The organism is Alkalisalibacterium limincola, from assembly GCF_008017755.1.
Classification (GTDB): Bacteria; Pseudomonadota; Gammaproteobacteria; order Xanthomonadales; family Xanthomonadaceae; genus Alkalisalibacterium; species Alkalisalibacterium limincola.
This window is the reverse complement of record NZ_VRTS01000009.1, coordinates 45,213-57,053: the sequence shown is the minus strand read 5'-3', so window position 1 is coordinate 57,053 and position 11,841 is coordinate 45,213. Positions and strand designations below refer to the sequence as shown.

General features: G+C 69.5%; 12 protein-coding genes and 1 pseudogene. 12 read left to right on the top strand and 1 reads right to left on the bottom strand.

Annotated features, from left to right (window positions below; translation table 11 throughout):
- The first annotated feature begins 81 nt into the window (after positions 1–81).
- The 12 genes and pseudogenes from FU658_RS12090 (at position 82) to secF (ending at position 10,530) form a co-directional block, all read left to right on the top strand.
- The gene (locus FU658_RS12090; protein WP_255505586.1) at positions 82–1,029 is read left to right on the top strand and encodes an ABC transporter ATP-binding protein; all 948 of its coding nucleotides are present in this window, start codon (positions 82–84) and stop codon (positions 1,027–1,029) included.
- The gene (locus FU658_RS12085) at positions 1,026–1,811 is read left to right on the top strand and encodes an ABC transporter permease (protein WP_147892313.1); all 786 of its coding nucleotides are present in this window, start codon (positions 1,026–1,028) and stop codon (positions 1,809–1,811) included. The genes FU658_RS12090 and FU658_RS12085 overlap by 4 nt, the downstream gene beginning before the upstream one ends.
- Before the next feature lie 151 nt (positions 1,812–1,962).
- On the top strand, positions 1,963–3,132 hold the full coding sequence (locus tag FU658_RS12080; RefSeq protein ID WP_187266094.1) for an amidohydrolase family protein: 1,170 nt from the start codon (positions 1,963–1,965) through the stop codon (positions 3,130–3,132).
- Between the two features lie 113 nt (positions 3,133–3,245).
- Positions 3,246–4,180 (top strand): annotated as a pseudogene (locus FU658_RS12075) (sensor histidine kinase); the annotation flags it as partial.
- Between the two features lie 100 nt (positions 4,181–4,280).
- The gene (locus tag FU658_RS15495; RefSeq protein ID WP_255505585.1) at positions 4,281–4,883 is read left to right on the top strand and encodes a response regulator transcription factor; all 603 of its coding nucleotides are present in this window, start codon (positions 4,281–4,283) and stop codon (positions 4,881–4,883) included.
- An 80-nt stretch (positions 4,884–4,963) separates the two neighbouring features.
- Positions 4,964–6,010: a tRNA preQ1(34) S-adenosylmethionine ribosyltransferase-isomerase QueA gene (queA, locus tag FU658_RS15490; RefSeq protein WP_255505584.1), complete on the top strand. Its 1,047-nt coding sequence runs from the start codon at positions 4,964–4,966 to the stop codon at positions 6,008–6,010.
- A 1-nt stretch (position 6,011) separates the two neighbouring features.
- Positions 6,012–7,148, top strand: coding sequence for a tRNA guanosine(34) transglycosylase Tgt (gene tgt, locus FU658_RS12065; RefSeq protein WP_147892309.1), 1,137 nt, complete (start codon positions 6,012–6,014; stop codon positions 7,146–7,148).
- Positions 7,149–7,249: 101 nt separating this feature from the next.
- On the top strand, positions 7,250–7,585 hold the full coding sequence (gene yajC, locus FU658_RS12060) for a preprotein translocase subunit YajC (RefSeq protein WP_147892308.1): 336 nt from the start codon (positions 7,250–7,252) through the stop codon (positions 7,583–7,585).
- A 67-nt stretch (positions 7,586–7,652) separates the two neighbouring features.
- Complete coding sequence (secD, locus tag FU658_RS15765) at positions 7,653–8,618, top strand: preprotein translocase subunit SecD family protein (protein ID WP_321167749.1); 966 nt, start codon at positions 7,653–7,655, stop codon at positions 8,616–8,618.
- On the top strand, positions 8,504–9,526 hold the full coding sequence (gene secD / locus FU658_RS15760) for a protein translocase subunit SecD (RefSeq protein WP_321167748.1): 1,023 nt from the start codon (positions 8,504–8,506) through the stop codon (positions 9,524–9,526). Before secD (FU658_RS15765) ends, secD (FU658_RS15760) begins: the two co-directional genes overlap by 115 nt.
- 24 nt (positions 9,527–9,550) lie before the next feature.
- Positions 9,551–9,946: a hypothetical protein gene (locus FU658_RS15485; RefSeq protein ID WP_255505583.1), complete on the top strand. Its 396-nt coding sequence runs from the start codon at positions 9,551–9,553 to the stop codon at positions 9,944–9,946.
- Positions 9,907–10,530, top strand: a complete 624-nt coding sequence (gene secF, locus FU658_RS15480; RefSeq protein ID WP_255505582.1) for a protein translocase subunit SecF — start codon at positions 9,907–9,909, stop codon at positions 10,528–10,530. Before FU658_RS15485 ends, secF begins: the two co-directional genes overlap by 40 nt.
- A gap of 3 nt (positions 10,531–10,533) precedes the next feature.
- On the opposite strand, the gene FU658_RS12045 is transcribed toward secF, so the two are convergent.
- Positions 10,534–11,784 carry a POTRA domain-containing protein gene (locus tag FU658_RS12045; RefSeq protein ID WP_147892307.1) on the bottom strand — a complete coding sequence of 417 codons (1,251 nt, stop codon included), beginning with the start codon at positions 11,782–11,784 and terminating at the stop codon, positions 10,534–10,536.
- Positions 11,785–11,841 lie beyond the last annotated feature (57 nt).

Sequence of the window (11,841 nt, the reverse complement as noted above, 5' to 3'; positions counted from 1 at the left end):
CGCCGCGACCGTGCCCTGGGGACACTGATGGACAAGCCCGGAGCCGACGCTCCGGCCCACCAATGCACGGGAGGAACGGCGATGGGAACCCCCACGCACACGATGGATCACGGCGAAGCGGCCTGCCTGCGCGAAGCCAGCCTCGACTATGGACGCTTGCGCGCACTCGATCGCATCGACCTGGCGGTGACGCGCGGCGAGGTGCTCGCCCTGCTGGGACCCAATGGCGCCGGCAAGTCCTCGGCCATCGCGCTGCTCACGGGTCGGTTGCGACCCTCGACCGGCCTGGCGCGGGTGTTCGGCCATGATCCGTGCGAGGCAAGCGTGCGACGCAGGATGGGCGTGATGCTGCAGTCGGAAGGTCTTCCGGAGATGTTGAAGGTGGGCGAACTGGTTCGCCAGTTCAGTGCCTACTACCCGGCGCCGCGGGCCCTGCACGACACGCTCGTGCTGGCGGGGCTCGAGGGATTGCAGGGGCGGCGCTACGAAGCGCTTTCGGGCGGGCAGCAACGCCGCGTCCAGTTCGCCCTGGCCATTTGCGGCAGGCCGCCGCTGCTTTTCGTCGACGAGCCCAGCACCGGCCTGGACAGCGACGCGCGACGCCTGCTGTGGACGGCGGTCGGCGCGATGCGCGACGAGGGCACGGCGGTCGTGCTCACCACGCACTACCTCGAGGAGGCGGACGCCTTGGCCGACCGGATCATGCTGATCAACCAGGGCCGGGTGGTGGCGCAAGGCACGCCGCAGGCGATCAAGCTGCGGGCCGCCGGGCGCCGGATCCGCTGTCGCACCACGGTCGATGCCGATGTCGTCGCCAGCTGGCCCGGTGTCGATTCGGTCGCCCACGTGCCCTCGCAAACCGGCGTGCTGGAGATCGCCTGTTGTGCTGCGGAGGAAGTGCTGCGGCGACTGCTGGCGCTCGACTCCGGACTGTCTTCGCTGGAAGTCGGTTCCGGCAGCCTTGAGCAGGCGGTGCTGTCGCTGACCCGCGGAGACCCCGAATCCGGACAGGAAAGGGAGGCCGCATGAACGCCACGATCGACATCCAGCCGATGCCAACGGACCGCGTGGTCCGGATCTACCTGCTCGAGGTCTGGTTCGAGCTGCTCAAGCTGTTGCGCACCCCGATGTTCGCCGTGCCGACGCTGCTGTTCCCGCTGAGCTTCTATGTGTTCTTCGGGCTGGTCCTTCCGGGCCAGTGGAGCGGACTGGAAAAGAGCACCTATCTGCTGGCCACGTATGGCGTGTTCGGCGTGATCGGCCCGGCATTGTTCGGCTTCGGTGTGGGCCTTGCGATGGAGCGCGAGAACGGCCTGCTCGAACTCAAGCGTGTCTCGCCGATGCCCACCGGCGCCTACTTCGCCGCCAAGATCGCGATGAGCCTGGTCTTCGCCGCTTCGGTGGTCGTTTTGCTCACGCTGGCCGCGGTCGGTTTCGGCGACGTGCGCATCGCGCCGGCCCGGTGGCTGCTGCTGTTGGCCGTCCTGCTGCTGGGCACCCTGCCGTTCTGCGCGATGGGCCTGTGGATCGGCACGCTGGTCAAGGGACAGGCCGCCGTGGCGATCGTCAACCTGGTCTACCTGCCGATGTCGATGCTATCGGGCCTGTGGGTGCCGCTGATGGTGTTCCCGGAGCTGCTGCAGAAGCTGGCGGTGGTCTGGCCGGCCTGGCATCTGGGGCAAATGGCGCTTGGCGTCGTCGGCCAGGTGCACGGTGTGGCCTACGGCTGGCATGCTGCGGTATTGCTGGCCACCACGACGCTGTTCCTGGCGCTGGCGACGGCGCGCCTGCAACGCATGGGAGGACGCTGATGAACCGCATGAACCTGCTCGGCATCGCCGCCGCCGGGGCGGTGGTCGCACTGCTGGCCTGGGGCGGTCCCGCGCGCCAGGCGTCGCCGGATCGCGCTGCCAATGCCGCGCCGGGAGGGGCCGATGCGGGCTTCGTGATCACGACGCCCGCGTGTTCGATGGCGAACGCGTCCTTGCCGCCGACAGCCTGCGCGTGCGCGATGGCCATGTGGTCGACGTCGGGGAGGGGCTGCAGGCGGCCAACGGCGAGGCCACCATCGATGCGCAGGGAGGCACGGTGCTGCCGGGCTTCATCGACGCCCATACCCACAGCTGGGGCGAGGCACGGACGGATGCGCTGCGCTTTGGCGTTACCACGGTCGTGGACATGTTCACCATGGCATCGATGCTGCCCGAAGCGCGGGAAAGCCGTGAAACGCCCGGTCCCACCCGCCAGGCCGACCTGTTCTCGGCCGGTACGCTGGCCACGGTGAAGGGCGGGCACGGCACCCAGTTCGGGCTGCCGGTGCCGACCGTCGACAGCGACGACGACGTCGTGCCGTGGGTGCGCGCACGCATCGAGGAGGGCTCGGACTTCATCAAGATCGTGCGCGAGGACCTCAGCGCCTACCGCGGGCGTCCCGACATGCCCAGCCTGGAGGCGCCGCGTGCTGCAGCCCTGGTGCAGGCGGCGCACGCCGAGGGCCTCAAGGCGGTGGTGCACGTGGCGGCCTACCAGCACGCAGTGGAGTCGCTCGACGCCGGTGCCGATGGCCTGGTGCACGTGTTCCAGGATGCGGTCGCCGACGATGCCTTCGCGCAGCGCGCGGCGCGGCAGGGCCTGTTCGTGGTACCGACCCTGACCGTGGTCGCCGGCCTCTCCGGCGAGCGCAGTGCGCTGGCCGACGATGCCGAGCTGGGGCCGCGCTTGTCGGGTGGACAGAAACAGACCTTGTCGACCCGCTGGCCATGGCCTGCCAACCCCGGATTGATCGCCAATGCCCGCGCCAACGTGACGAAGCTGCACGCCGCCGGCGTACGGATCCTGGCCGGCACCGACGCACCGAACGCCAACACCGCCCATGGTGCATCGCTGCACGAGGAGCTCGTGCAGCTCGTCGATGCCGGCCTGTCGCCGGTCGAGGCGCTGGCCGCCGCCACCGCGCACCCCGCGGATGCGTTCGGCCTGGACCAGCGCGGCAGGATCGCCCCGGGGATGCGTGCGGACCTGGTGCTGGTGGCCGGACGCCCCGACCAGGACATCCGCGATACGCGGGGCATCCGTGCCATCTGGAAGAACGGCCACCCGGTGCCGCTGGCGTCGATGGAGTTCATGCCGTGAGCGAGGTCGACGAGGGCACCGGCCGGAGCATCTTCGCGTCGGAAACGCCGGCGCAGGACATCCACCAGAACCCGTGGATCGGCCTGGTCTACCTCGTCTTCGTGTTCCTGCCGATGCTGTTTCGCGACAGCGTGCCGGCGCTGGCCATCTGGATCAGCGTGGCGGCGGTGGTGGCGTTCCTTCCGTTGCATTTCCAGGCCGTCAAGGTGGACGCGCGCACCCGTATCGCCCTGGCGCTGGCGATGGCCCTGTTGGCCTACGTGGTGGTGCCGTTCAACGCCGGCGGCCACACCTTCATGCTGTACGCGATGGCGACGCTGGCATGGAGCCTCACGCTGCGCACATGCGTGCTGGCCAGCGTGGTGCTGTTCGTGCCGATGCTGGCGCAGATGCTGTGGTTCTATCCGACCATGGCGCTGGCGCTGGGTACCGCCGGGCTGAGCGCGGTGCTGGGCGCGATGATCGTGGCGTCGATCCAGTTCGAACGCGCGCGAATCCGTCGTGATGCCGAACTGCGCCTGAGCCAGGACGAGGTGCGTCGGCTCGCGCGCCTGGCCGAGCGCGAACGCATCAGCCGCGACTTGCACGACCTGCTCGGGCATACGCTGTCGCTGGTGGCGCTGAAGTCGGAGCTGGCCGGGCGCTGCTGGATCGCGATCCGGAGCAGGCCCGCCGCCACATCGCCGAAGTCGAGCGCGTCGCCCGCCAGGCCCTGGCCGAAGTGCGCGAGGCGGTCAGCGGCATGCGCGCCCCCGAACTCCAGGCCGAACTGGCCGCCGCCAGGCTGTCGCTCGACAGCGTTGGCATCGAGCTGGTGGCGCACATCGACGACGTGCCGCTGGCAGCCGAGTACGAGCAGGCGCTGGCGATGGCCCTGCGCGAGGGCGTCACCAACGTGATCCGTCATGCCGGTGCCCGTCGCGTTGACGTGCGCCTGCACCGGAACGCCGGGGAGACCGTGCTGGAGGTCGCCGACGACGGATGCGGAGGCGTCGATGGCGATGGCAACGGCCTCGCCGGCATGCGCGAACGGCTCGCCGAGTTCGGCGGCAGGCTGGAACTGGGCAGCCCCCGTGGTGCCGGCACCTGCCTGAGGCTTCATCTTCCCGGCGACGGACCACGCAACCGCCCCGTCAGGGGGTCGCCGCATGATTCGTGTGCTCGTCGCGGAGGACCAGGCCATGATCCGCGGCGCGTTGGTGGCCCTGCTCGGCCTGGAGCCGGACATCGAGGTGGTGGCCGAGGCGGGCGATGGCGACGAGGCCTGGTCGGCGCTGCAGGCGCACCAGCCCGACGTGCTGGTGACCGACATCGAGATGCCCGGCATCTCCGGGCTCGAGCTGGCGGGTCGCGTCCAGTCCACCATGCCATCCACGCGGGTGGTGGTGGTGACAACGTTCGGGCGCGCGGGCTACCTGCGGCGGGCGCTGGAGTCCGGCGTCCGTGGCTACCTGCTCAAGGATGCCCCGTCGGGCGAGCTGGCCGACGCCCTGCGCCGCGTGCACGCCGGTGGGCGCGCGATCGACCCGCACCTGGCCGCCGCGGCCTGGGACGAGGCCGATCCGCTCACCGACCGCGAGCGCGCGGTGTTGCGCCTGGCCGGCGAGGGCGCAAGCGCCGGGGACATCGGCGAGCGCCTGCACCTCAGCCCGGGCACGGTGCGCAACTACCTGTCCGAGGCGATCGGCAAGCTGGGCGTGGGCAACCGCATCGAGGCCTACCGGCTGGCGCGCCACAAGGGGTGGCTGTAGGTCGGGCGCAGGCCCCACGGTGCGCTGCCGCAAGGCGGCTGTGGGAGAATACCGGGCTGTCCCCACCGTGCCCGGCCCCCTTGAAGAAGTCGGATTTCAACTACGCGCTGCCCCCGGAGCTCATCGCCCAGGTCCCGCTGGCCGAGCGCTCGGCCAGCCGCATGCTGGTGGTGCCACCGCCGCCGGAAGCGTTTGCCGACGTCCACGTGCGTGATCTCGTCGAGCATCTGCAGCCTGGCGACCTGCTGGTGTTCAACGACACCCGCGTGATCCCGGCGCGGCTGTTCGGGGCCAAGGACAGCGGTGGCCGGGTCGAGATCCTGATCGAGCGCCTGCTGGCCGAGAACGAGGCGCGCGCGCAGCTGGGCGTGAGCAAGAAGCCCAAGCCCGGCGGGCGCATCATGCTCGACGCCGGTGGCGAGGCCGAGGTGCTGGGCCGCGACGGCGAGTTCTTCCACCTGCGCTTCCACCCCTGCGCCGAACACGGCGACGACTCGCTGGAGAAGCTGCTGCTGCGCGCCGGCCGCCTGCCGCTGCCGCCCTACATCCAGCGCGAGCCGGGGGCGGACGACCGCGAACGCTACCAGACCGTGTTCGCACGCGAGACCGGTGCCGTGGCCGCACCGACCGCCGGCCTGCACTTCGACGAGGCGCTGCTGGCGCGCCTCGCCGGCCGGGGCATCGAGTTCGGCCACATCACGCTGCACGTCGGCGCCGGAACCTTCCAGCCGATGCGCGCGGACTCGGTGCACGAGCACCGCATGCACAGCGAATGGCTCAACGTCGGTGCCGGACTGGTCGACAAGGTGCGTCGCACCCGCGCCGCAGGCCATCGCGTCGTGGCGGTGGGCACGACGGTCGTGCGGGCATTGGAAAGCGCGATGCGCGACGGGGAGCTGCAGCCGTTCGCCGGGGAGACGCAGATCTTCATCTTCCCCGGCTACCGCATCCGCTCGGTCGACCTGCTTCTGACCAATTTCCACCTGCCCGAAAGCACGCTGCTGATGCTCGTGTCGGCTTTTGCCGGCCGCGAGCGCATCCTCAAGGCCTACCGCCACGCGGTCGCGCAGCGCTACCGATTCTTCAGCTACGGGGATGCGATGTTGCTGCATCCCGCCAAGGCCTGACATGTCCCGACTGCAGTTCACCCTGACCCACACCGACGGCGTGGCCCGTCGTGGCCGGCTCGAGTTCCCGCGCGGATCCGTGCAGACGCCGGCCTTCATGCCGGTGGGCACCTACGGCTCGGTCAAGGCGATGACCCCGCGCGACCTGCACGAGGTCGGCGCGGAGATGATCCTCGGCAACACCTTCCACCTGTTCCTGCGGCCCGGGCTGGAGGTGATCGGCGCGCACGGCGGCCTGCACCGCTTCAACAACTGGGATGGCCCGATCCTCACCGACTCCGGTGGCTTCCAGGTCTTCTCGCTGGCGCAGCGGCGCAAGATCACCGAGGCCGGTGTCACCTTCGCCTCGCCGGTCGACGGTGCCAAGGTGTTCCTCGGGCCGGAGGAGAGCATGCACATCCAGAAGGTGCTCGATTCCGATGTCGTGATGATCTTCGACGAGTGCACGCCGTATCCGGCCACCGAGGCGGTCGCGCGCGAGTCGATGGAGCTCAGCCTGCGCTGGGCCGAGCGCAGCAGGCGCGCGCATGAAGGCAACGACGCCGCCCTGTTCGGCATCGTCCAGGGCGGTGTGCATCCCGGCCTGCGCACGCGCTCTGCCGGTGCCCTCGTCGACATCGGCTTCGACGGCTATGCCGTGGGTGGCCTGGCCGTGGGCGAGCCCGAGGCCGAGCGCAACGCCACGCTGGAGCACACCTGCCCGCTGCTTCCCGAAGACCGGCCGCGCTACCTGATGGGCGTGGGCCGGCCGGAGGACATCGTCGAGGCGGTCGCGCGCGGCATCGACATGTTCGACTGCGTGATGCCGACCCGGCATGCACGCAACGGCCACTTCTTCACCGCCAACGGGCCGATCAACATCCGCAACGCCCGTTTCCGCGACGACCTCAGGCCCATCGAGCCGGGCTGCGACTGCCACGCCTGCGCCGGTGGCCCGGGCGGGCAGGGCTTCACCCGGTCCTACCTGCGCCACCTGGAGCGCTGCGGCGAGCCGCTGGTCAACATCCTGGCCACCCAGCACAACCTGCGTCACTACCAGCGACTGATGGCCGACATCCGCGCGGCGATCGAGGCCGGCAGCTTCCAGGCCTTCCGCGAGGCCTTCCATGCCCGGCTTGCGCAGGGTGTGCCCGCCTGAGTTCGCGCCACCCGGGCCTTGCGGCCCATGCGGGCGCCCTGGTCGCGTGGCATACTGCCGCACTTCGTTTGCCACCGAATTTCCCGGAAAGAGTGACGCCCATGAATTTCCTCGACCTCCTGATCGCCCCCGCCCACGCCGCCGCTGCGGCCCCGCAGCAGAGCCCGTGGTCGCTGCCGATCATGATGATCCTGTTCTTCGTCGTGTTCTGGTTCTTCCTGATCCGACCGCAGACCAAGCGCGCCAAGGAACACCGCGAAATGGTCTCCAAGCTGGCCAAGGGCGACGAAGTCATCGTCGGCGGCGGCCTGGCCGGTCGCATCGACGAGCTGGGCGACGCGTTCGTCTCCGTCGAAGTGGCCGAAGGCGTGAAGGTGAAGGTGCAGCGTGGCGCGATCCAGACGGTTCTGCCCAAGGGCACGTTGAAGTCCGCCTGATCCGCCCCCACAGCTTGACTCGTCCCTAAACCCACGGCCGTCCGCGGCCGCCAGTGGCTGATTGCCCATGCTCGAATTTCCCCGCTGGAAGTACGCCATCGTTGTCCTGGTGGTGATCTTCGCCTTCATCTACGCCGCGCCGAACCTGTATCCGCAGGATCCCGCGGTCCAGATCAGCGCCAATCGTGGCGGCAGCGTCGATGCCGCACTGGTGCAGCGGGTCGAGGGCGTCCTCGCGGCGGCGGGCCTGCCGTACGAGTCGGTCGAGATCACCGGAGAGCAGGCGCTGGTGCGGCTGGGCCATCCCGACGAGCAGATCCGCGCAGGCGACCTGCTGCGCAGCGAGCTGGGTTCGGCCTACACCACCGCGCTGAACCTGGCCCAGACCACGCCCGGCTGGATGCGCGCGATCCGGGCCACCCCGCTGCAGCTCGGCCTCGACCTGCAGGGCGGCGTGCACTTCCTGATGGAAGTCGACGAGGCGGCGGCGCTGGAGCGTTCCGAGTCCGGTTTCGCCGACCAGATCCGCGACCTGCTGCGCGAGAACGGCATCGCGGTCGCCTCGGTGGCGCGTACCGCCAATGGCATCGACATCCAGGTTCGCGACGCCGCCGACCTGGGTCGCGTGCGCAGCCTGGTCTCGCGCGACATGCCGCAACTGGTGCTCGAGCAGGCCAGCGCCACCGAGGGTGGGCGGCTGATGGCGCGCATGACCGACGCGGAGATGCGCGACATCATCGACCGCGCGCTCGACCAGAACATCGGCACGCTGCGCAACCGCATCGACGAAGTGGGCGTGGCCGAGCCGATCATCACCCGGCAGGGTGCGAACCGCATCGTCGTGCAGCTGCCCGGCGTGCAGGACACTGCGCAGGCCAAGGCGTCCTGGGGCGCACGGCCACGCTGGAGTACCGCGCGGTGGTCGACGGCGACCCGTACGAGGCCGCCCGTACCGGCCGCGTGCCGCCCGATGCGCGTGTGTACTACCGCCGCGAGCTGGGCCCGGACGGCAATCCGGTGCCGGTGCTGCTGAGTCGGCGCGTCATCGCCTCGGGCGACCAGCTGATCGGCGCCACCTCGCGCCTGGACACCGAATCGGGCACGCCGTCGGTGTCGGTCACCCTGGACAGCGCCGGCGCCTCGCGCATGCTCGATTTCACCAGCCAGAACGTCGGCCGGGGCATGGCCGTCGTGTTCATCGAGCGCATTCCCGAGACGAGGATGCAGGACGGCGAGGAGGTGCGCACCACGCGCATCAGCGAGGAGGTCATCTCGGTCGCGAACATCCGGGGCGTCTTCGGCCGCAACTTCCAGACCACCGGCCTGGGCAGCATGCGCGAAGCCGCCGACCTGGCACTGTTCCTGCGCTCCGGCGCACTGGCCGCACCGGTCGACATCGTCGAGGAGCGCGTGGTCGGCCCCAGCCTGGGCCAGGAGAACATCGACGCGGGTATCCGCGCGATCACGATGGGCTTCATCCTCGTGTGCGCGCTGATGATCGTGTACTACAAGATGTTCGGCGTCATCGCGGTCATCGCGCTGTTCACCAACCTGCTGCTGATCGGTGCGGTGCTGTCCGTCGTCGGCGCCACGCTGACCATGCCCGGCATCGCCGGCATCGTGCTGACACTGGGCATGGCGATCGACGGCAACGTTCTGGTGGGCGAGCGCATCCGCGAGGAGCTGCGGTTGGGCAACTCCCCGGTGGCGGCGATCAAGGGTGGCTACGAACGCGCCTGGGTCGTCATCCTCGATTCCAACGTCACCAAGCTGATCGCCGCCATCGCGCTGTTCTCGTTCGGCTCCGGACCGGTCCGTGGCTTCGCCGTGGTGCTGTTCGTCGGCGTGCTGACCTCGATGTTCACCTCGGTAACGCTCAGCCGCGCGCTTATCACGCTGATGTATGGCCGCCGCCGCAAGCTCCAGGCCATCTCGGTCTGACGCGCTGACAGGACACTAGCCACGATGGAATTCTTCAACCCCAACTCCAACGTCGACTTCATGCGGGTACGCCGCGTGACGATGGCGATCGCGGTGTTCCTGATGATCGGCTCGATCATCGCCATCGCCACCAAGGGCCTGAACCTGGCGCTGGACTTCACCGGTGGCACCCTGGTCGAGGTCACCTACGGCGAATCGGTCGAGCAGCCCACCGTGGTCGGCGCGCTGGAAGCCGCGGGCATCCGGGGCGCATTGGTGCAGCGCTTTGATTCCACCAACTTCTCGATCCGCCTCGCGCCGGACCTGGCCGAGGAGGTCGCGGCCGCATCGAGACCGATGCGGAGTCGACGCTGGATGCGCGCAATTCCGCGGTCGGCAACATGGTGCTTGAAGCGTTGCGCGCCGACGGCAGCCAGGTGACCGTCCAGCGCAGCGAGTTCGTCGGGCCACAGGTGGGCCGCGAACTGGCCTACAACGGCATCGTCGCGGTGTTCGTGGTGCTCACCGGCATCATGATCTACATCGCGATGCGCTTCGAATGGAAGTTTTCCGTCGCCACCGTGGTCGGCGAACTGCACGACGTCATCGTCACCCTGGGTGTCTTCGCGATCCTGGGCCTGGACTTCGACCTGGCGGTGCTGGCGGCGATCCTCGCGGTCGACGGCTACTCGGTGAACGACAAGATCGTCGTCTTCGACCGGGTCCGCGAGCTGTTCCGCTCCACGCGCGGCAAGACGCCGGTCGAGGTGCTCAACAAGGCGATCAACACCACCCTGTCGCGCACCATCATGACGTCCTTGACCACCCTGGTGACGGTGACCGCGCTGTACTTCTTCGGCGGCCCGACCCTGCAGGGCTTCGCGCTGGCGCTCATCGTCGGCATCGTGGTCGGCACGCTGTCCACGATCTTCTACGCCACGCCGCTGCTGTTGACGCTGGGCGTCAGCAAGCAGGACCTGATGCCCAAGACCCGCGACGACGAGGAGCTCGCCGCGCGTCCGTAAGCTTCAGTTCCCGCGCAGGAAGAACCGTGGCCCGTCGCCGCCCCGAAGCGGCTGGGCCACGCCGAACTCCAGCTCGACGTTGACGAACCACGGCAGGCGGATTCGCGTGCCCAGGGCGATGCTGGCGTAGGGCCCCCCCGAGCGCGCGTCCTCGACGCTGCCCCCGGTCGCGCCGACCTCGGCCACGGCCAGCAGGCGCCACCAGTCGTGCCCGAACACCGGGCGCAGGTACTCCACGCCGGCATAGGCCATGCGCTGGCCCTGGATGTAGTCCGAGTCATAGCCCCGCAGGCGCGAGGCACCGCCCAGGTCGAATGCATCGCGACGCCGCGGACCGCCGCCCATCCAGCCCACCGAGGTGATGAAGTTGAGGTTCTGGTGCTCGCGCTCGCCGATGGCCAGGCGCTCGACATGGGTCGCGTCGACGCGACGGTAGCCGTAGTCGGAAAGCCAGCCCTCGTGGGCCAGTTCCAGGCGGATGTCGAGGCTGCGGCCTGTCTCGGAGTAGTTGTGGAAGCGCACGTCGTCGTAGCGTCCCCAACCCACCAGCGCGTTGGCCGTGCCGTCGTCTGGCGGGGCATCGGGTCCGCGGGTGCTCTGGCTGCGATGGAACACGCCCGCGCCCCCGACCCAGCCCGCACGCGGTCGGTTGTCGCGGAAATCACGGGTGACCAGCACCTGCACGCGCCGGATCTCCTCGCGATAGTCCCCGGCCTCGACCGGAGCGAGGCGGTCGGACTGCTCCACGCTGGTGTTGAGGCCGTAGTTTCCGAACAGCCACGGGGCATCCCAGGTCAGGCGCATCCGGTCTTCGCGTTGGCGGAGGCGGTCGGCGTCGTAGCGGCCGGTATCGGCCAGCAGGTCGATGCTGTGGTTGAGCCCGAACAGGTTGGCGCGCTTGAGCTGCACGCCGTAGCTGTAGTCGAGTTCATCATCGACATCGACCCGTGGCAGCACCAGCAGGTAGCGCTTCTCGCGCATGCGCACCCGCAGCACCACCCCGCCCGGGGCCTCGACCTGTTCGGCCGACACCTCGCGAAACAGCCCCAGGTCGCGGATCGCCTGCAGCCCGCCCTCGATGCGTTCGGGGTCGGCGCGGTCGCCTGGCGCCAGGTCCAGCTCACGCAGCAGCACCACCTCGCGCGTCACGCGGTTGCCTTCGAACTCGATGCGCTGGATCGCCGGCGCGGGCCCGGCGTGGGGTTCGGGCGACGGGGCGAGGAGGGCGAGTGCCAGCCAGAGCGGTGTGTGCATGCGGCGTCCTGCTTCGGTCCCGGCGGCACCATACCGCACGGGCAAGCGTCATGCCGG